The sequence below is a fragment of the Bacillus cereus group sp. MYBK108-1 genome (assembly GCF_051917185.1).
GTDB lineage: Bacteria > Bacillota > Bacilli > Bacillales > Bacillaceae_G > Bacillus_A > Bacillus_A cereus.
In genome coordinates this window covers 23225-43283 of record NZ_JBQAHZ010000007.1, presented here as the reverse complement: position 1 = coordinate 43283, position 20059 = coordinate 23225, and the positions used below count along the sequence as shown (strand labels likewise).

Below are 20059 nucleotides of genomic sequence, written 5' to 3'. Positions count from 1 at the left end.
ACATGATTTCAGTAAACGATTTTCGTACAGGTTTAACAATTTCAGTGGACAATGCCCTTTGGCAAGTACTTGATTTCCAACACGTAAAGCCAGGTAAAGGTGCTGCATTCGTTCGTTCTAAACTACGTAATCTTCGCACAGGTTCTGTTCAAGAGAAAACATTCCGTGCAGGTGAGAAAGTAGAAAAAGCACACATCGAAAACCGTCGTATGCAATACTTATACGCAAGCGGTGAGGCTCACGTATTTATGGATAACGGAACTTATGAGCAAATCGAACTTGGTGAAAAACAAATCGAGCGCGAGCTTAAATTCCTAAAAGAAAACATGGAAGTAGCAATTATGACTTACCAAGGCGAAGTACTTGGTGTTGAACTTCCAAACACAGTTGAATTACAAGTTACAGAAACAGAGCCTGGTATTAAAGGTGATACTGCTTCTAACGTAACAAAACCAGCTACATTAGAAACTGGTCTTGTTGTACAAGTACCAATCTTCATTAACGAAGGCGAAATGCTTATCATCAACACTGGTGAAGGTAAATACGTTTCTCGTGCATAGTAAAAAAACACTCGTGATAATTCACGAGTGTTTTTTTTATAGGAAATAGGGTAGATAGTAAATAGCTGTTACTATAAAACTGACTAAAACAAGTGAAAGAGTACCCATAATAGATGGAGTCAAAACAATTTGAAATGGTTTTATTTCGCCAGTCTCAACGCCAGTTAATGTTTTACTTATTGCGTGATCTGTAATGTTATTTCTATGGTTACTCATAATAATTAACCACATAATTGCAAATATTGCTAAACTACCAAGGAAAAAGGTCTCTATAAATGACCAACCGACTAATAATGAAAAAAGATAAATAAGAGCTAATTCTACTACAACGGTTAAACTAATTTTCAATGCCTTCATATTTTTCCTCCTCATTCTGTAATTTCAACCAGTTTAAAAAATTTTCACGTGACACGACATGCAGAGAGCAAGGTGACCTTACTTCTTTCTCTAGTGCAGCGTGTTCGTCTGGAAACTTGTTTTCCACATGCAATGAAATATAGGGTAGTTTTTCTTGTGCTTTTAGTGAGCGGATATTATTCGTTTTAGCACCAGCAAATACGTAGGAAAGTTGTAAGTCTAAAAAGGCGATTTTAAAGATTTCTTTTTTAGCAGCCTCGTTATAGCCTTTTCCCCAGTATGGATAGCCAATCCAACTACCAATGTGAGATTGCTTTTTTTCATTATTAATATGTTTAAGTGTGGTGAGGCCAATTATTTCATTTTCTTCATTCACAATCATTCTCGATAAGGATTTCTTTTGACGCTCTTCTTCTATTGCGAAAAGAAGAAATGTTTTCGTGTCTTCGATGTTTTCTACCGTTATCCCCAATGCATTTTTTATATGTGGATCACTTGATAGCTCGAAAATCACATTTGTATAGCATAAATCTAGTGGTAATAAAGTGACGTGCTGCATGGTTTAAACCCCTTTCAAACTAAATATACCATAATATACCATAAAATAATATGAATATTCAGATTCTAATTCAGACTTTAGAGAAAAATTATGTTTTTACTTCTGAAATAGACAACCTCTGCATATGGTTGTACAAATATATTCTTTTTTAGAATACGAAGTTAGTAACTGTTACGGGAGAAGGTGGAAGAATGAAACAGTGGCTAGCGGCAATGGAAACATCCGTGCTTGTTATGGGGGCACTTCGATTATTTTCAGGTAGTGCGGAGATATTTGCTGCTTTGCTTATGCTTTATGTGAATGATGCGAAGAAAGCGTTGTTTATAAATGGTATGTTGGCGTTTGTTGGACCTACCGTATTAATTTTAACCATGACAATTGGGATAGCGAGTGTAGCAAGTGAAATTTCTTTCTTGAAGCTCTTTTTTCTAGCGCTTGGAATTTGCTGTATTTTTATCGCATTACTGAAATAGTAAGTCGAGTATAGTGGGGAGAAGCCGATGAAAGAGGTATTAGAAGTTTTACCAAAAACGATGAAGTACTTAATTGAAGAATGTAAGCAATACGATGCTTTAGAGGAAATTCGTGTTCGAATTGGAAGGCCGCTAGAGTGTATTGCACACGGAAAGGTGTTTTTTTATGACTATATCACTACTGCAGAGGATGCTATTTATTTATTGAATAAATTAAGTCAATTCTCAATTTATACGATGGAAGAGGAATTAAAACGTGGGTATGTGACGCTTCGCGGGGGGCATAGAATCGGGTTAGCAGGAAAAGTCATTACAGAAAAAAGCGCAGTGAAAATGATTCGTGATGTCTCTTCCTTTAATATTCGTATTGCTCGTCAAAAAATAGGGATTGCTGAACCGCTTTTGCCATATTTGTATGAAAAAAGGTGGTTAAACACGATGGTAATTGGCCCTCCCCAAACGGGAAAAACGACACTTTTAAGAGATGTAGCACGTTGCATGAGTCAAGGGGTAAGTGCTTCGGAAATTCCTTCCTGTAAAGTGGGGATCGTTGATGAACGGTCAGAAATTGCTGGCTGTGTGAAAGGAATCCCGCAATATGATTTTGGTACCCGAGTCGATGTGTTAGACGCATGTCCAAAGGCAGAAGGAATGATGATGATGATTCGTTCTATGAGTCCTGATATTTTGATCGTAGATGAAATTGGCCGTAAAGAAGATAGTGAAGCAATTATGGAGGCAGTGCATGCAGGTGTTCAGCTTTTTATAAGCGCACACGGATTTTCCTATGAGGATGTTGTGAGACGTCCATCGCTCAAGGCAGTGCTAGAGCTTGGTATATTTGATAGGTTTGTGGAGTTGTCAAAAGCGAGGGGTCCAGGAACGGTTATGCAGGTGAAAGATAAATATGGAAAACCAGTGTTATCAAATAGAAAGGCTGAGGGCGTATGGTGAAAATATTTGGTGCAGTGTTAATCGTTGCGGTCAGCACCTTTTTCGGGTTTTCGTACGCTAAAAGATACAGTGAGAGGCCGAGGCAACTTAGGTTATTAAAATCAGCACTTCAATCATTAGAGGCAGAAATTATGTATGGACACACACCTTTATCTGAGGCTGCCGAGCGATTAGTTAAACAAATGCCAAAGCCATTAAATTGGATATTTCAAAGTTTCGCTAAAAAACTAGAAAGTGGAGAACAAACGGTAAGGGAAGCTTGGATAGATAGTTTGAAAGAGAATTGGAAGTTGACGGCTTTTCAACAAACCGAGTATGAAATACTGCAGCAATTTGGTGAAACGCTCGGGCAACATGATCGTGAATCACAACAAAAACATATTCGCTTATGTATTACACATTTGGAGAGAGAAGAAGAGGAAGCGAAAGCTTTACAACTGCAATACGAAAAAATGATTAAGAGCTTAGGGGTACTAGCAGGGCTACTAATTGTAATTTTACTGCTATAGGGGGGAGAAAGGCGATGTCCATTGATGTTGGATTAATATTTCAAATCGCCGGAATCGGCATTGTTTTAGCTTTCATTCATACTGTACTAAAAGAATTGAAGCGTGAGGATATTGCAAATTGGGTTATCCTTGTCGGTTTTGTCGTCATTTTATTTCATGTTGCATTTTTAATTAATACGCTATTCGACAAGATTAAAAGTGTCTTTCTCTTCCAGTAAAGGAGGCGGTTCGAATCGAAATTATACAAATTGTCGGATTAGGCCTCGTTGCTACGTTTTTAGCTGCTGTTTTGAACCAGCATAAATCTAGTATTACATCTTTATTTATTGTGTTCGTAGGTAGCGTGATGTTTCTTATTTTAATCGATCAAATTCATTCTATTTTACAAATGATTGAGAGAGTAGCGAGTGAAGCGAAAGTTAGTAACGTCTACGTGGAAACGTTACTAAAGATTATTGGAATTGCTTATATTGCCGAGTTTGGAGCTCAAATTACAAAAGATGCTGGTCAAGGTGCCATCGCTTCGAAAATTGAACTTGCTGGGAAAATCTTAATTCTCGTTATGGCAATTCCTATTTTGACGGTTGTAATTGAAACTATTCTCGGATTTTTACCGACGGGATAAGGGGGAGTGAATGTTGAGGAGGTTTGGAGCTAAGCTGCTATTTGCTTGCTTCCTTTTCTTTTCTTTACCAGTTGTTGTACAAGCTTCTCCTGTAGAAACAAACGTCGTTGATCAACAATTGGATAAGCTCGGAATTGAAGATGTGAAGCAATTTTGGGACGGGCTTGTTACAAAATATGGAGGCTATTTGCCAGAGAGTCAAAAAGGGAGTTTTATGGAGTTTGTAAAGGGAGAAAAAGAATTCTCTCTAAAAGAGTGGATGATAGGGTTATTAAAATATTTATTTCATGAGCTTGCAGCTAATGGAAAACTGCTTGGCACACTCATTATGCTCACAATCTTTAGTGCATTGTTGCAATCACTGCAATCCGCTTTTTCAAAAAGTAGTGTAAGTAAAATTGCTGATGCTGTTGTATATATGGTACTTATTATTTTTGCTTTAAATAGTTTTTATGTCGTTATGACATATGCAAGAGAAACGATACAAACAATGGTAGATTTCATATTAGCGCTATTGCCAATTTTATTGGCGCTTATAGCGACTGGTGGCGGGGTTGTATCTGTATCTTTCTTTCATCCGATTATCATTTTCTTAATGAATACAAGCGGGCTTCTTATGAATTATATCGTTCTACCGCTTTTATTACTGGCAACGATATTAAGTATTGTAAGTACAATGAGTGATCAATATAAAGTGACGAAATTGTCCAAGCTTCTGCAAAACGTTAGCGTTGGGATTATCGGTATTTTCTTAACGATTTTTTTAGGAGTATTATCTGTACAAGGAACAGCGACAGCCGTCGCTGATGGAATAGCTGTGAAAACTGCTAAATTTGTAACAGGGAACTTCATTCCAGTAGTCGGAAGGATGTTTACAGAAGCGGCAGATACTGTTATTAGCGCATCAGGATTATTGAAAAACACAGTCGGAATTATTGGGCTCGTCATTTTATGTTTAATTGTTGCTTTTCCAGCGATTCAAATTTTCTGTATCGCATTTATTTATAAATTCGCAGCAGCAGTATTGCAACCGGTTGGCGGCGGAGCAATTATTCAATGCTTAGACATTATTGGACGAAGCATCATTTACGTATTTGCTTGCTTAGCTATCGTATCATTTATGTTCTTTTTAAGTATTACAATTATTATTGCTGCGGGGAATATTACACTTATGATGCGGTAGGAGGTGAAGAGTATGCAATTTGTTACAGAGTGGATCAGAAATATTATCGTTTTTTTGCTCTTAGCGACAATGCTTCATCTTATTCTTCCAAATTCGAATTTGCAAAAATACGTTAAATTCGTTGTAAGTCTTTTGTTAGTCGTATTAATTTTAACACCCCTTTTTAAACTATTGCAGACAGATGTAAATGAAGTAATTGCAAATTTTAATGAAGAAAAGTACGTAGCAGAAGGATCTGTAAAAAATTCAATAGATTCGAAGAAAAAAGAAATACAAGCTCTAACACGTGCATATAGTTTAGAAGAGATGGCTACCAAAATGAAAAAAGAAGTAGGAAAAGAGTTTGAGAAACAGTATGGTATGTCAGTCTCTGAAATACAAATAGTCGCAGCGGAAAGCACAGCGGAAGTAAAGTCAGCGAAAGATATTCAATCTGTTGTTGTGACGTTAAAAGAAAAAGAACGTAGTAAAAATGATGCAATCGAAACAGTAAAACCAGTTGAAATTAACACGAAAGAACCACCGAAAAAAGTAGAGGAAACGAATGTAGAAATGAAAGACTTCTTTTCAAGCAGGTGGCAACTAGAGAATAAACAAATCCAAGTTCAAATGGAAGGGAGGACAGGTAGAGTAAATGGACAATAAAGATAAAAATTCGAAGTTCTCATTTTTTCGAAACTTATTGAATGGAGATGAAAAAGAAAGTAATGAGAAGGGAAGAAAGGTAACACCTAAGTTCTTACTTGTCCTACTCATACTTGGAATTTTGCTTATGTTTTCTAGTAGTCTCTTTTCAAGTAAAAAAGAAGAAGTACCTGTATTTAAAGAACAAAAAACTCAAAACCAGGAAAAAGATGTACCAACTTTTGGACAAAAAAATAATGATAATATGTCAAATGTAGAAAAATATGAAAAAGCGTATGAACAAGAATTAAAAACTGCTTTAGAAGAAATAGCAGGAGTAAAAGACGTAACGATTAAAGTGAATTTGGATTCATCTGAAGAAAAAATTTTAGAAAAAAATACAGTGAAACGCTCACAAACAACAGGTGAAACAGATAAAACAGGCGGTAAGAGAGAAGTAGAGGACGAGTCTCTTGATGAAAAGACTGTCATTATACGTGAAGGGGATAAAGAAACTCCTGTTGTTTTACGAACAGAGAAGCCGAAAGTACGTGGTGTTCTTGTCGTAGCAAAGGGAGTGGATAATATACAAGTTAAAGCAATGGTAAAAGAAGCTGTGATAAGGCTGCTAGATGTACCGGCCCATCGCGTTTCAGTTTCACCGAAAAATTGATAGGGAGGAAATAAAGTGTTAAAAAAACAAACAGTTTGGTTATTAACGATGTTAAGTTTAGTTGTTGTACTATCTGTGTATTACGTGACAACTCCTGACAAAATGAATACAGCATCGCCGGCAACAGGTGAAAAGATTGGACAAGAAAAACAAGGTACTGATAAAGCAGTAACAAACGAAGCGCCTAAAGAAACTCCGAAAAAAGAAAATACAAGCAAGGAAACAACAAATAAAGAAACAGACAAAAAAGAAAATGCAAAAAAAGAAACAAGTAAAAAAGAGGGCAATGTATCAGTTCAATCAAGTGATGAGAATTTCACAGCTTTACGTATGCAAATGGAAGATCAGCGTAGTGAACAAAAAGCAAAATTACAAGAAGTGATGAGTTCAACAAAAGCTTCAGCAACAGAAAAGAATAAAGCGAAAGAAAATTTTGATGCCATTACGACAATGGAAACGAAGCAAGAATTACTTGAGACAGTAATTAAATCTCAAGGAGGATATCCAGATGCTCTTGTAAGAGCTGATGGCACTGATATTAGAGTAACGGTTAAAGCGGCAAAACATTCACAGAAAGAAGCAAATAAAATTATTCAACTTGTAAGAAGTGAAGGCGGATCAAAAGATGTAGGTGTGAAATTTGATCCACCAGCGAAATAAGTGAAACTTTAATCCGTAGGGATTTCCCTGCGGATTATTATCTTTTACTAAGCAAAGGGTATGCAAATAGTAAAATAGAGTATGCAAGTAAATGTGTGAATAGAAAAAAGCTATCATTTTCGATAGCTTTTTTCTATGTCGTCTTTGTAATTATTTTTACTATGTTCAACTCGGAATGGAGAAACACGTTGTGAGTAAAAGATTAATGGTTCATGGTACTGATGATTACTTTTTCCGGATTTGACGTGGATGAAAAGAACGCATGCCCAAACGATTACGGCAGGTAAAAAGAGAATGAGCCATATCATATTTCCACACCTCAACACAATATATTTTCTACACTTTGAACATACTATTCTTATATGAAGGAATGATGAACGGCGTGTAAACAAAAAAATAATATTTGGTAAAAATATGTTATTGACTATAGGTGTGGTGAAGAGTGAGGAGGGAATGGCATGTTTGCTTTGTAACGTTTTGCAAAAGTAGTGAATGTTTTTTAAGAAGTGGTCTTGCCAATTTCATGTGAAACTTGGTATTATTACTAGGTATTAAATTTTTATTGGAATAATATTTTTACAGGAATTTCGATTTATTATAAAGAAATATAAATTGGAATGTTTAAAAAATTTATCGTAAGATGGAAATAGTAAATATTTCTATTAGTTAATGAAATATATTTTCTAATAGAGTACATCGTATTTTTACAGTCAATCTAGTTTTCGTGACGAGAATCTGTAAAAACGGGACAAACAAGAGTATGGGAGTGGATTTTACATGTTTAAAATTCAAGAAGTTCGTGAATTAATTAAATTAATTGATAGCTCTAATATTGATGAATTTGAATACAAAAAAGACGGTACAACAATCAAAATGAAAAAGCGTGGTAATGAAGTTGTTGCTGTGCAAGCACCTGCAGCAAAACAAGCTATGCAACCAGTAGCGCCTGTTGAAGTTGAAACGACAGTAGCAGCAGCGCAAGCAGAAGTGCCAAAACAAGAAGAGAAGAAGGTTGTTCAAAATGAAAACCTACATAAAATCACATCACCGATGGTAGGTACATTCTATTCTTCTTCTTCGCCTGATACACCTCCATATGTAAGTGTTGGGGATAGAGTATCGAAAGATTCTATCGTATGTATTGTCGAGGCTATGAAGTTATTTAACGAAATTGATGCTGATGTAGAGGGCGAAATTGTTGAAATTCTTGTTAATAACGGACAGCTTGTTGAATATGGACAACCGCTATTTCTTGTAAAAGCGTAATAAGGGAGTCTTTGTGATGATAAAAAAAGTATTAATAGCCAATCGTGGGGAAATTGCTGTACGAATTATTCGTGCTTGTAAAGAAATGGATATTGAAACAGTTGCAATTTATTCAGAAGCAGATAAAGAGTCACTTCACGTACAGATTGCAGACGAGGCGTATTGTGTAGGACCAACGATTTCGAAAGAAAGCTATTTAAATTTGACAAACATTATTAGCGTTGCGAAGTTAACAGGCTGCGATGCTATTCATCCGGGATACGGATTTTTAGCAGAGAATGCAGATTTCGCAGAGTTATGCCGTGAATGTAACTTGATTTTTATCGGTCCAAGTCCAGAAGCTATTTCAAAGATGGGCACAAAAGACGTTGCTCGTGATACAATGAAAGAAGCAGGGGTTCCGATTGTACCAGGTTCACAAGGGATTATTAAAAATACCGAAGAAGCGATTGAGCTTGCTAATCAAATTGGATATCCAGTTATTATTAAAGCGACTGCAGGTGGCGGTGGAAAAGGTATTCGTGTTGCACGCCATGAAGAAGAGCTTATAAAAGGAATTCAAATTACACAGCAAGAAGCTAGTACCGCTTTTGGGAACCCTGGTGTATACTTAGAAAAGTACGTTGAAGATTTCCGCCATGTTGAGATTCAAATAATGGCAGATACACATGGAAATGCCATTCATTTAGGAGAGCGTGATTGTACAATTCAGCGCCGTTTGCAAAAACTATTAGAAGAAAGTCCATCACCTGCACTTGATGAAGAGATTCGCAAGCAGATGGGTGAAGCGGCAGTTAAAGCGGCGGTAGCGGTTGATTATACAGGTGCTGGTACGGTTGAGTTTATTTATGAATATAAAACGAAAACCTTTTACTTCATGGAGATGAATACGAGAATTCAGGTTGAGCATCCGGTTACTGAAATGGTAACAGGAATGGACTTAATTAAAGAACAAATTCTTGTTGCTTCAGGAGAAAAGTTATCGTTACAGCAAGAAGAAGTACAATTTAATGGTTGGGCAATTGAATGTCGAATTAATGCGGAAAACCCTGCCAAAAAATTTATGCCATCTCCAGGTAAAGTAGAAATGTACTTACCACCAGGAGGATTTGGTATTCGCGTCGATTCAGCTGTATATCCGGGATATTCAATCCCACCTTTCTATGATTCGATGGTTGCTAAATTAATTGTTCACGGAAAAACACGTGAAGAGGCAATTGCAAAAATGAAGCGCGCACTTAGTGAATTTGTCATTGAAGGCGTACATACAACAATCCCGTTCCATTTGCAATTGCTAGATCATCCTGATTTTGTAAAAGGTGAGTTTAATACGAAATTTTTGGAAGAGCATGAACTTGTGACGCAGTGATACATTAAAGGAGGTTTTTTTCATGGCTGAACATATGTTAGATATGGGTCAAGATACAACTCTTGGTAAAGTAGAAATTGCACCAGAAGTAATTGAAGTAATTGCAGGTATTGCAGCTGCTGAAGTAGAAGGTGTAGCGGCAATGCGCGGTAATTTTGCTACAGATGTTGTTGAGAAGTTAGGTAAGAAAAATCATGGTAAAGGTGTAAAGGTTGAATTAGCAAACGAAGATATTATCGTTGACCTTTATGTTGTAATGTATTTTGGTGTAGCAATTCCAGTTGTTGCACAAAAGATTCAAGACAATATTCGCCAAGCACTCTTTACAATGACAGGACTTGAGCCAAAAGAAGTGAATGTTCACATCGTTGGCGTAACATTCGAAACACAAAAAACAGAAATCGAACCAGTGTAAGAATGAAAAGGTGCCTAGTAACATAGGCATCTTTTTTATCGTTTCATTTCTTCACAAATTACAACCCTCTAATTATTATACTATTTCAAAAAATAAGAAATAAACAAGAAAATGTGTCGTTTTCCCAAAAAACGTACATTGTGATAAGATATGGAACTTGAAGTTAATCTTTTTATTATTTTTCAGCCTTGTAACCCGTGTGTGAAACGATAAATTGTGTTATTATCATTGTATTATAAGGTTGGAAAATCAATGAAAACTGTAAGAGTAAGTGAATTGACGGCTTATAAATTATAATAATATAACAAAGTATAAGGAAAGACTTGAAGCATAAAGGAGAGTTACAATGAAACGTAGGACGGCTAGAGAAAGAGCAATGCAAGCATTATACCAAATGGATATTACAGGTGAATTAGAACCGAAAGTAGCAGTGGAAAACACGCTAGATGAAGGCGAAGAAACAAATGAGTTTCTAGAGTCACTTGTAGTAGGTTTTGTAGAAAATAAAGAAGCAATCGATGAAGCGATTCGTCAAAATTTAAAAAAGTGGAAGCTTGAGCGTATTAGTATTGTTGATCGCAGTATTTTACGTGTAGCTGTGTATGAAATGAAATACATGGAAGAAATTCCACACAACGTAACAATTAACGAAGCAATTGAAATTGCTAAAACATTTGGGGATGAGGAATCTCGTCGTTTTATTAACGGCGTTTTATCTAATATAAAAGATACACTGTAAATTCTTTAAGGGGGAATCTTAAAATGGTAGCAGTAATCATCAAAGGAAATGAAGTTGCGGAGAAAAAACGAGCACAATTAACAGAAGAAGTTGTGAAGTTGAAAGAGCAAGGTATTGTACCAGGATTAGCAGTTATTTTAGTTGGAGAAGATCCAGCATCTCGTTCTTATGTGAAAGGAAAAGAAAAAGGCTGTGAACAAGTAGGGATTTACTCAGAGCTAATTGAACTTCCTGAAACAATTACTGAGGAACGTTTGCTTGCTGAAATCGATCGCTTAAATGGCGATGACCGTATTAATGGCATATTAGTGCAATTACCTTTACCAAAACATATTGAAGAAAAAGCTATCATTGAAAGAATTTCACCAGAAAAGGATGTAGACGGATTTCACCCAATCAGCGTGGGACGTATGATGACGGGACAAGATACATTCCTTCCATGTACACCGCATGGTATTGTAGAATTAGTAAAAGAAACAAATCTTGATATTTCTGGAAAACATGTAGTAGTAATTGGAAGAAGTAATATTGTCGGTAAACCAGTGGGTCAATTGTTTTTAAATGAAAATGCCACTGTCACATATTGTCATTCTAAGACGCAAAATATGAAAGAGTTATCGAAGTTAGCTGATATTTTAATCGTAGCTGTTGGACGACCTAAAATGATAACAGCGGATTATATTAAAGAAGGGGCGGTTGTAATTGACGTTGGTGTTAACCGTTTAGAAACAGGAAAACTTTGTGGTGATGTTGACTTTGACAACGTGTTAGATGTTGCGGGTTACATTACACCTGTGCCAAAGGGTGTTGGTCCAATGACAATCACAATGCTTCTTCATAATACTGTTGAATCTGCCAAACGTGCAGGTGTCGTTTGTAAATAATTTGAGTCGGCTATGAGGAGAGAGAAATGGAGAAGCAATATTTAACCGTTACAGCGTTAACACGCTATATAAAAACAAAAATAGAATATGATCCGCATTTGCAGTCTGTTTGGTTAAAAGGTGAAATTTCCAACTTTAAAAATCATAGCCGTGGCCACATGTATTTTACATTGAAAGATGAAAATGCAAGAATCGCAGCGGTTATGTTTGCGGGCCATAATCGTAATATTAAATTCAAACCTGAAAATGGGATGAAGGTACTCGTGAAAGGAAAAATCTCTGTTTACGAGGCGAGTGGTTCTTATCAAATTTATATTCAAGACATGCAGCCTGACGGAGTCGGAAATTTACATTTAGCGTACGAACAGTTAAAAGTTCGTTTAGAAGAGGAAGGACTTTTTTCTCAAGTTTATAAAAAAGCGATTCCTCCTTACGCTAAAACAATAGGTGTGATTACGTCGCCAACAGGAGCAGCGATTCGTGATATTATAACAACGATTAAACGTCGTTATCCAATTGGGAATGTTATTGTATTTCCGGTACTTGTACAAGGGGAGTCAGCGGCTCCCTCGATTGTACAAGCGATTCGTACAGCGAATGAAATGGCAGAGATAGATGTACTAATCGTTGGTCGTGGTGGAGGTTCTATTGAGGAATTATGGGCTTTCAATGAGGAAATGGTTGCAAGAGCAATCTTTAAGAGTGAAATTCCTATTATTTCGGCAGTAGGCCATGAAACAGATTTTACAATTGCAGATTTTGTTGCAGATTTACGCGCGCCAACACCGACCGCAGCAGCTGAGTTGGCAGCACCTAACATTATAGAGTTACAAGAAAAGGTATTACAAAGAACTCTGAGATTGCAAAGAGCAATGAGAGAGTTAGTACATAAAAAAGAAGAAAAACTACAAGTGTTGCAAAAATCGTATGCGTTCCGTTATCCAAGACAAGTATATGAGCAAAAGGAAGAGCAATTAGATAGAGCGCTAGAACAGCTTGTTTTAGCGAAAGAGCGCTATATTGATAAAAAGGTGAATCAGTTAAAGCAACTTTCATTTTATTTAGAGAAGCACCACCCATCTCAAAAAATTATGCAAACGAAGGTAGCTGTGGAAACGTTGCAAAAGCAATTACAACGTGAAATGCAAACGTTACTTCAAACGAAAGAATTTGCCTTTGTAAGAGCTGCTCAAAAACTTGAAGCGTTAAGTCCGCTTAAAGTAATGATGAGAGGGTACGGGCTTGTATATGATGAAGAGAAGCAAGTGTTAAAAAGTGTGAAAGATGTAAGCCTTGGAGATGCTGTTTCAGTTCAATTACAAGATGGAATACTAGATTGTAGCGTATCAGGCATAGAGGAGCGTGAATTGAATAATGGAAAATAAATTAAGCTTTGAAGAGGCAATTTCGCAACTTGAGCATCTTGTTTCTAAGCTAGAACAAGGTGACGTACCTTTAGAAGAAGCGATTTCTTATTTTAAAGAAGGTATGGAATTATCTAAGCTTTGTGATGAGAAGCTGAAGAATGTACAAGAACAAATGGCAGTTATTCTTGGGGAAGATGGAGAGCTTGAACCGTTTACTGCTTTAGGAGATGAAGCATAGTGACGATTGCTTTTGATACTTTTTTGAAAGAAAGTAAAACTTTCGTAGAAGAAAAACTTGTAAGCTATGCAAATGGATTACAATGTCCAAATGTACTTCGTGAAGCGATGGCATATTCTTTGGAAGCGGGTGGAAAACGTCTCCGCCCGTTACTTTTGTTTGCAACATTACAAGCGTTTGGGAAAGAAAGAAATCTTGGAGTAGGTGCAGCTTGTGCTCTTGAAATGATTCATACATATTCGTTAGTTCATGATGATTTACCTTGTATGGATGATGATGATTTAAGAAGAGGAAAGCCCACAAATCACAAAGTATTTGGTGAAGCGATGGCAGTTTTAGCAGGAGATGGCTTATTGACATACGCTTTTCAAGTTATTATGGCATATGAGCAAAAAGAAATTTCTGCTGAAAAAAAAGTAAGACTTGTACTTGAACTCGCAAAAGCAGCAGGACCAGAAGGAATGGTTGGCGGACAAGTGGCAGATATGGAAGCGGAAGGGAAACGCCTTACGATTGATGAATTGGAGTACATCCATAAACATAAGACCGGAAAACTACTTGAATTTGCTGTACTTGCGGGTGCGATACTTTCTGATGCGACAGAAGAGCAAGAAGAAAAGTTGCTTACGTTTGCCAAATATATCGGTCTAGCTTTCCAAATTCGAGATGATATTTTAGATGTCGAAGGAACTGAAGAAGAGATTGGAAAACCGATTGGTAGTGATCTTTCTAATGAAAAGAGCACATATACGACGTTGTTCACTGTAGATAGAGCAAAGGATATTTTAGAAGAAACAATTGCAGAAGCAAAAGGTGCGATTAGCTCCTTGCAATTACAAGATGAATATTTACTATCTATTTGCGATTTGATTGCAAAACGTAATAACTAATATAACAGCGTTTTCATTTGTTGAGTCATTCATCATTTTATGATATAAATGTAGGAAAAGGTTTTTCTTTTCTTGTTATTGGCAAAAATATATGTAGATTACATTGCCGTTATCACTTCGTGTTAGCGGCTATTTTTTTCATCGCCTAAAGAAATATGGTTTATAATAGGATTAAGGCGCAATAGACTGGTTAATAGCGGGACAAGACGAAAAATAGAAAAGAGAATTTCTTGTTTTGTGTAAATGTTTTTTATAATATTTGACATGTTGACAGATTATGAAATGAAAGTGAGTGATCCATGTGGATCTAACGCAAATTCAAAACCCTAGTTTTTTGAAAGATATGTCTATCAGTGAACTAGAGGGATTGAGTGAGGATATTCGTAAGTTTTTAATTGAAGAGCTCTCTCAAACAGGTGGACATATTGCACCTAATTTAGGTGTAGTAGAACTCACAATTGCTCTGCACAAATTATTTGATAGCCCGCAAGATAAATTTTTATGGGATGTAGGACATCAATCCTATGTACATAAAATTTTAACTGGACGCGCGAAAGAGTTTGGCACATTAAGGCAATATCAAGGTCTATGTGGTTTCCCGAAACGTTGTGAGAGTGAGCACGATGTATGGGAAACTGGTCATAGCTCGACTTCGTTATCGGCTGCAATGGGAATGGCTCTGGCACGTGATTTAAAGAAAACGAAAGAATATGTTATACCAATTATTGGAGATGGTGCTTTAACAGGCGGAATGGCTTTAGAGGCATTGAACCATATTGGACATGAAAAAACAGACATGATTGTTATTTTGAATGATAATGAAATGTCAATTGCACCAAACGTTGGTGCGCTTCATAATGTGCTCGGTCGTTTACGTACCGCAGGAAAATATCACTGGGTAAAAGATGAATTAGAGTATATATTAAAGAAAATTCCAGCAGTTGGCGGGAAAGTGGCTGCGACAGCAGAGAAAATAAAAGATAGTCTTAAATATTTACTAGTATCTGGTGTCTTTTTCGAAGAGTTAGGCTTTACATATTTAGGTCCAGTCGATGGGCATGATTATGAAAAGTTATTCGAAACGTTGCAATATGCAAAGAAAACAAAAGGCCCAGTACTCGTTCATGTTATTACGAAAAAAGGAAAAGGTTATAAACCGGCTGAGAGTGACGTTATTGGAACTTGGCATGGAACAGGACCTTATAAAATTGAATCAGGTGACTTCGTTAAGCCGAAAGAAGTTGCACCAGCATGGAGTGCTGTCGTTAGTGAAACAGTACTTAAGCTAGCGAGAGCAGATGAGCGTATCGTAGCAATTACACCTGCAATGCCTGTTGGATCAAAACTTGAGAAATTCCAAAAAGAATTCCCAGATCGTATGATTGATGTAGGTATTGCAGAACAGCATGCTACAACAATGGCAGCAGGTATGGCAACGCAAGGAATGAAGCCATTCTTAGCGATTTATTCAACATTTTTACAAAGAGCATATGACCAAGTTGTTCATGATATATGCCGCCAAAATTTAAATGTTTTCATCGGAATAGATCGTTCGGGATTAGTAGGAGCAGATGGTGAAACGCATCAAGGCGTATTTGATATCTCATTCTTACGTCACTTGCCGAATATGGTGCTTATGATGCCGAAAGATGAAAATGAAGGACAACATTTAGTTTATACGGCGATGCAATATGAAGATGGACCAATCGCATTGCGTTATGCGCGCGGTAATGGACTTGGCGTTCATATGGATGAAGAATTAAAGGCGATTCCAATCGGTACGTGGGAGACGTTAAAAGAGGGTACACAAGCAGCTATTTTAACGTTTGGTACGACAATACCAATGGCAATGGAAGCAGCTGAGCGTCTTGAAAAAGCTGGGGTTTCAGTGAAAGTAGTGAATGCTCGCTTTATTAAACCAATGGATGAAGCATATTTACATGATCTTCTAGGAAAGAATATACCGATTTTAACGATTGAAGAAGCTTGTTTAATCGGTGGTTTTGGAACAGGAGTAGTTGAATTTGCATCTGAAAATGGTTACCATAGTGCATTAGTTGAACGAATGGGTATTCCAGACCGCTTCATAGAGCACGGAAGTGTAACAAAATTATTAGAAGAAATTGGTTTAACGACAGATGCTGTTGTAGACCGTATTCATACAATGATTCCATCAAAACAAAAAAGGGCGTAACAAATGAGCGTAAAAAAAGAAAGAGTAGATGTACTATTAGTAGAGCGAGGACTTATAGAAACGCGTGAGAAAGCAAAGCGCGCCATTATGGCCGGACTCGTATATGCAAATGAGATGAGACTTGATAAGCCAGGAGAGAAAATCTCGCAAGATACTGAGATTACGGTGAAGGGACAAGTTATGCCGTATGTAAGTCGTGGTGGTTATAAACTTGAAAAGGCATTAGAGACATTTCATCTTGATTTACAAGATAAAGTTATGATAGATATTGGTTCATCAACTGGTGGCTTTACAGATTGCGCGCTTCAAAATGGAGCGAAATTATCTTATGCATTAGATGTAGGATACAATCAACTAGCGTGGAAATTACGTCAAGATGAGCGTGTTGTCGTAATGGAACGAACAAACTTCCGTTACGTGACACCAGCAGACTTAGAACGTGGTTTACCTCAATTTGCAAGTATTGATGTTTCATTTATATCATTAAAGCTTATACTGCCAGTTTTAAAAACAATGCTTATGCCTAACGGAGATGTAGCAGCGTTAATTAAACCGCAGTTTGAAGCTGGAAGAGAGCAAGTTGGGAAAAAAGGTATCGTTCGTGATAGAAAAGTACATGAAGCTGTTGTAGAAATGATTGTCGAGTTTGCTTTAAAAGAAGGCTATGATGTGGAAGGTTTAACATTCTCACCAATTACGGGTGGGGATGGTAATATTGAATTTTTAATTCATCTGAAATGGCATGGTGAACGTGAGAATGGCGAAAATCATTCTCCGATTTCTATAGAGCAAGTTGTTACAGAAGCGCATGAAGTTCTAAAACAAAAAGGGAAAGGGGAATAACATATGTTGTTCCTCTTTTTGCTGTAATTGTATAATGATTGTAAAAACAATTGTGTACAAGAAACGAATTATAAGTTAACATAAATAAGTGAAGTATACCAATGTTTAAACTATGGTAAGAGATAGTGTGAGGTGCAAATGTATGAATAAAGGTCAGCGCCATATTAAAATCAGGGAAATTATTGCAAACAAAGAAATTGAAACACAAGATGAATTAGTTGATATTTTACGTAATGAGGGATTTAATGTAACGCAAGCAACAGTATCGCGCGATATTAAAGAACTGCACTTAGTGAAGGTGCCATTACATGATGGGCGCTATAAATATAGCTTGCCAGCAGATCAACGATTTAACCCGTTACAAAAATTAAAACGAAATCTAGTGGATTCATTTGTAAAATTAGACACGGCAGGACATATGCTTGTGCTAAAAACATTGCCTGGTAACGCTCATTCACTTGGAGCACTTATTGATCATTTAGAGTGGGATGAGATCATCGGAACCATCTGTGGTGATGATACTTGCTTAATTATTTGCCGTACACCTGACGATACAGGTGTTGTCTCTGATCGTTTCTTAAATATGTTGTAACAAAAAATCTTGTTTGCTTTCCATCGTAAAGTGGAAAGTGAACAAGATATTTTTATTGGTTAAAAATATGAATTTTCAATTGTAATATAATATTTTGTTTGCATAAAGTTAGAAAATAGATGGATTGACCCGTAAAACAAATGTTTGGTACAATGAAGCGGGTTAGAAGAGTATATACATACAAATATATAGCATGATTATTTGAATGAAGAACTGAGAAAATCCTTTAGTAAGGGATTATTTTATAACGAGGTGAATGGGGCATTGTTATCGGAATTATCGATTAGAAACTTTGCTATTATTGAAGCATTAAATATTTCTTTTCAAAAAGGTTTAACGGTTTTAAGCGGTGAAACAGGGGCCGGAAAATCGATTATTATTGATGCAATTAGTTTACTTGTAGGTGGCCGTGGGTCAGCAGAATTTGTTCGATATGGAACAGAGAAGGCTGAGATTGAAGGGCTATTTTATGTTGAAGATGAGAAGCATCCATGTATTGAAAAGGCAGAAGAGTTAGATATAGAAATAGAAGATGGCATGATTATTTTAAAGCGTGATATTGCTGCGAACGGGAAGAGTGTATGTCGTGTAAATGGGAAGCTTGTTACACTTAGCATATTAAAAGAAATTGGGAAAACACTTGTTGATATTCATGGACAGCACGAAACGCAAGATTTAATGAATGAAGAACGACATCTGTTTATGCTTGATCACTTTGATGGGGATCGAATCGTTAAACAATTAGACATATATCAAAACGTATACGCTGACTATGAAAAATTAAAAAAACAATTGAAATCGTTAAGTGAAAATGAGCAACAAATGGCACATCGCTTAGATTTAATTCAATTTCAGCATGAAGAAATTCGCAAGGCGGATTTAAAGATGGATGAAGAAAATGAATTAACTGAGGAACGATTGCAAATTTCTAATTTTGAAAAGATTTATAAAGCGTTAGGTGATGCATATCGTTCGTTAAGTGCCGACGGACAAGGGTTAGATAATGTAAGAAGTGCAATGGGGCAAATGGAAAGTATTACACATTTAGATGAAGTGTATCAGGAGAATCATGATTCAATTGCAAATAGCTATTACTTATTAGAAGAGGTTGCCTATCAACTGAGAGAAAAGCTCGATATGATGGAATATGATCCAAATCGTTTAGATGAAATCGAAACACGTTTGAATGAAATTCGTATGCTAAAGAGAAAATATGGAAATACTGTAGAAGAGATTTTAGCGTATGCTGATAAAATTGAACAGGAAATTTTTACGATTGAAAATAAAGACGTTCATATTGAAACGACGAAGAAACAGTTGAAGGAATTAGAAAGTGTTATTCTGAAAGAAGCAACGTTGTTAAGTAATATGCGTCATGAGCTTGCAGAACACCTTACAAATGCAATTCATCAGGAATTAAAAGAATTATATATGGAAAAAACGAAATTTGAAGTGAGAATTATGAAGAGAGAAGGAAATGTAGAAGAGCCCCTTGTGGAAGGTGCGCCGGTAAGACTTACGGCGGATGGTTACGATCATGTGGAATTTTATATTTCAACGAACCCAGGAGAGCCGCTAAAACCACTTTCAAAGGTTGCATCTGGCGGAGAGTTATCTCGTATCATTTTAGCTTTAAAAAGCATTTTTTCTAAGCATCAAGGGGTTGCATCTGTTATTTTTGATGAAGTGGATACGGGTGTAAGTGGCCGGGTCGCACAGGCTATTGCGGAAAAAATTTATCGAGTATCAGTAAACTCGCAAGTACTTTGTATTACGCACTTACCTCAAGTAGCTTCAATGGCAGATTCACATTTATTTATTCGAAAACAAGTAGCGAATGATCGGACAATTACATCGGTTACTGTTTTAACTATGGAGGATAAAGTAACAGAAATAGCTCGAATGATTTCTGGTGTGGAAATCACAGATTTAACGACAGAGCATGCGAAAGAATTACTTACGCAAGCGCATCATTTTAAACAGACAGCAGAGGCTATCCAGTAATGGATAGCTTTTTTTCTCAAATGACGATTTCTTAATTCTTCCGGTTATAAATAAAGCACTGCAAGGAGAGATTAAAAAGTG

General features: G+C 36.5%; 25 protein-coding genes. 22 read left to right on the top strand and 3 right to left on the bottom strand.

The genetic code is table 11. The features are described from left to right. The first annotated feature begins 2 nt into the window (after positions 1-2). Positions 3-560 carry an elongation factor P gene (efp, locus tag ACTFSL_RS12435; protein ID WP_000626516.1) on the top strand — a complete coding sequence of 186 codons (558 nt, stop codon included), beginning with the start codon at positions 3-5 and terminating at the stop codon, positions 558-560. A 36-nt stretch (positions 561-596) separates the two neighbouring features. On the opposite strand, the gene ACTFSL_RS12430 is transcribed toward efp, so the two are convergent. Next, entirely contained in the window at positions 597-917 is a 321-nt protein-coding gene (locus ACTFSL_RS12430; protein ID WP_000645572.1) for a hypothetical protein, read from the bottom strand. Next, positions 898-1476, bottom strand: a complete 579-nt coding sequence (locus ACTFSL_RS12425; protein WP_001164986.1) for a GNAT family N-acetyltransferase — start codon at positions 1474-1476, stop codon at positions 898-900. The genes ACTFSL_RS12430 and ACTFSL_RS12425 overlap by 20 nt, the downstream gene beginning before the upstream one ends. A gap of 191 nt (positions 1477-1667) precedes the next feature. On the opposite strand from ACTFSL_RS12425, the gene ACTFSL_RS12420 reads away from it, so the two are divergent. From ACTFSL_RS12420 to ACTFSL_RS12380, 9 genes are read left to right on the top strand one after another with little or no spacing between them, the layout of a single operon-like run. After that, positions 1668-1949: a YqhV family protein gene (locus ACTFSL_RS12420; protein WP_000816050.1), complete on the top strand. Its 282-nt coding sequence runs from the start codon at positions 1668-1670 to the stop codon at positions 1947-1949. Between the two features lie 27 nt (positions 1950-1976). Next, positions 1977-2903 (top strand): stage III sporulation protein AA, encoded by a 927-nt coding sequence (gene spoIIIAA / locus ACTFSL_RS12415; protein WP_000665905.1) that lies wholly within the window; start codon positions 1977-1979, stop codon positions 2901-2903. Next, the gene (gene spoIIIAB / locus ACTFSL_RS12410; protein ID WP_000238702.1) at positions 2897-3412 is read left to right on the top strand and encodes a stage III sporulation protein SpoIIIAB; all 516 of its coding nucleotides are present in this window, start codon (positions 2897-2899) and stop codon (positions 3410-3412) included. The genes spoIIIAA and spoIIIAB overlap by 7 nt, the downstream gene beginning before the upstream one ends. Positions 3413-3426: 14 nt before the next feature. After that, the gene (gene spoIIIAC, locus ACTFSL_RS12405; protein WP_000020914.1) at positions 3427-3630 is read left to right on the top strand and encodes a stage III sporulation protein AC; all 204 of its coding nucleotides are present in this window, start codon (positions 3427-3429) and stop codon (positions 3628-3630) included. Positions 3631-3653: 23 nt separating this feature from the next. Then, positions 3654-4037 (top strand): stage III sporulation protein AD, encoded by a 384-nt coding sequence (gene spoIIIAD / locus ACTFSL_RS12400; RefSeq protein WP_077393170.1) that lies wholly within the window; start codon positions 3654-3656, stop codon positions 4035-4037. A gap of 10 nt (positions 4038-4047) precedes the next feature. Then, positions 4048-5220, top strand: coding sequence for a stage III sporulation protein AE (gene spoIIIAE / locus ACTFSL_RS12395; protein WP_000946110.1), 1173 nt, complete (start codon positions 4048-4050; stop codon positions 5218-5220). Between the two features lie 12 nt (positions 5221-5232). Further along, entirely contained in the window at positions 5233-5865 is a 633-nt protein-coding gene (spoIIIAF, locus tag ACTFSL_RS12390) for a stage III sporulation protein AF (RefSeq protein WP_001161052.1), read from the top strand. Then, positions 5855-6517 (top strand): stage III sporulation protein AG, encoded by a 663-nt coding sequence (spoIIIAG, locus tag ACTFSL_RS12385; RefSeq protein ID WP_119683918.1) that lies wholly within the window; start codon positions 5855-5857, stop codon positions 6515-6517. The genes spoIIIAF and spoIIIAG overlap by 11 nt, the downstream gene beginning before the upstream one ends. A gap of 15 nt (positions 6518-6532) precedes the next feature. Then, complete coding sequence (locus tag ACTFSL_RS12380) at positions 6533-7177, top strand: SpoIIIAH-like family protein (RefSeq protein ID WP_000914710.1); 645 nt, start codon at positions 6533-6535, stop codon at positions 7175-7177. Between the two features lie 113 nt (positions 7178-7290). On the opposite strand, the gene ACTFSL_RS12375 is transcribed toward ACTFSL_RS12380, so the two are convergent. Next, positions 7291-7485 (bottom strand): hypothetical protein, encoded by a 195-nt coding sequence (locus ACTFSL_RS12375; protein WP_002179810.1) that lies wholly within the window; start codon positions 7483-7485, stop codon positions 7291-7293. 469 nt (positions 7486-7954) lie between these two features. Here ACTFSL_RS12375 and accB point away from each other — a divergent pair, with 469 nt between their 5' ends. The 12 genes from accB (at position 7955) to recN (ending at position 19978) form a co-directional block, all read left to right on the top strand. Continuing rightward, positions 7955-8443: an acetyl-CoA carboxylase biotin carboxyl carrier protein gene (gene accB / locus ACTFSL_RS12370; RefSeq protein WP_000472866.1), complete on the top strand. Its 489-nt coding sequence runs from the start codon at positions 7955-7957 to the stop codon at positions 8441-8443. A 16-nt stretch (positions 8444-8459) separates the two neighbouring features. Continuing rightward, on the top strand, positions 8460-9812 hold the full coding sequence (gene accC, locus ACTFSL_RS12365; protein ID WP_000592871.1) for an acetyl-CoA carboxylase biotin carboxylase subunit: 1353 nt from the start codon (positions 8460-8462) through the stop codon (positions 9810-9812). A 22-nt stretch (positions 9813-9834) separates the two neighbouring features. Then, positions 9835-10227: an Asp23/Gls24 family envelope stress response protein gene (locus ACTFSL_RS12360; protein WP_000807630.1), complete on the top strand. Its 393-nt coding sequence runs from the start codon at positions 9835-9837 to the stop codon at positions 10225-10227. A gap of 346 nt (positions 10228-10573) precedes the next feature. Then, positions 10574-10966: a N utilization substance protein NusB gene (nusB, locus tag ACTFSL_RS12355; RefSeq protein ID WP_000830247.1), complete on the top strand. Its 393-nt coding sequence runs from the start codon at positions 10574-10576 to the stop codon at positions 10964-10966. Positions 10967-10989: 23 nt separating this feature from the next. After that, positions 10990-11850, top strand: coding sequence for a bifunctional methylenetetrahydrofolate dehydrogenase/methenyltetrahydrofolate cyclohydrolase FolD (gene folD, locus ACTFSL_RS12350; RefSeq protein WP_000226732.1), 861 nt, complete (start codon positions 10990-10992; stop codon positions 11848-11850). 26 nt (positions 11851-11876) lie between these two features. Continuing rightward, positions 11877-13235, top strand: a complete 1359-nt coding sequence (xseA, locus tag ACTFSL_RS12345; protein WP_119683916.1) for an exodeoxyribonuclease VII large subunit — start codon at positions 11877-11879, stop codon at positions 13233-13235. Further along, positions 13225-13455: an exodeoxyribonuclease VII small subunit gene (gene xseB, locus ACTFSL_RS12340; RefSeq protein WP_000428423.1), complete on the top strand. Its 231-nt coding sequence runs from the start codon at positions 13225-13227 to the stop codon at positions 13453-13455. The genes xseA and xseB overlap by 11 nt, the downstream gene beginning before the upstream one ends. Then, on the top strand, positions 13455-14345 hold the full coding sequence (gene ispA, locus ACTFSL_RS12335) for a (2E,6E)-farnesyl diphosphate synthase (protein ID WP_000150380.1): 891 nt from the start codon (positions 13455-13457) through the stop codon (positions 14343-14345). Before xseB ends, ispA begins: the two co-directional genes overlap by 1 nt. Before the next feature lie 301 nt (positions 14346-14646). Beyond that, complete coding sequence (gene dxs / locus ACTFSL_RS12330; RefSeq protein WP_000366452.1) at positions 14647-16539, top strand: 1-deoxy-D-xylulose-5-phosphate synthase; 1893 nt, start codon at positions 14647-14649, stop codon at positions 16537-16539. Between the two features lie 3 nt (positions 16540-16542). Then, complete coding sequence (locus ACTFSL_RS12325) at positions 16543-17382, top strand: TlyA family rRNA (cytidine-2'-O)-methyltransferase (RefSeq protein WP_000111875.1); 840 nt, start codon at positions 16543-16545, stop codon at positions 17380-17382. 142 nt (positions 17383-17524) lie between these two features. After that, on the top strand, positions 17525-17974 hold the full coding sequence (argR, locus tag ACTFSL_RS12320; RefSeq protein WP_001032580.1) for an arginine repressor ArgR: 450 nt from the start codon (positions 17525-17527) through the stop codon (positions 17972-17974). 264 nt (positions 17975-18238) lie between these two features. Then, entirely contained in the window at positions 18239-19978 is a 1740-nt protein-coding gene (recN, locus tag ACTFSL_RS12315; protein ID WP_000947768.1) for a DNA repair protein RecN, read from the top strand. Positions 19979-20059: the final 81 nt, after the last annotated feature.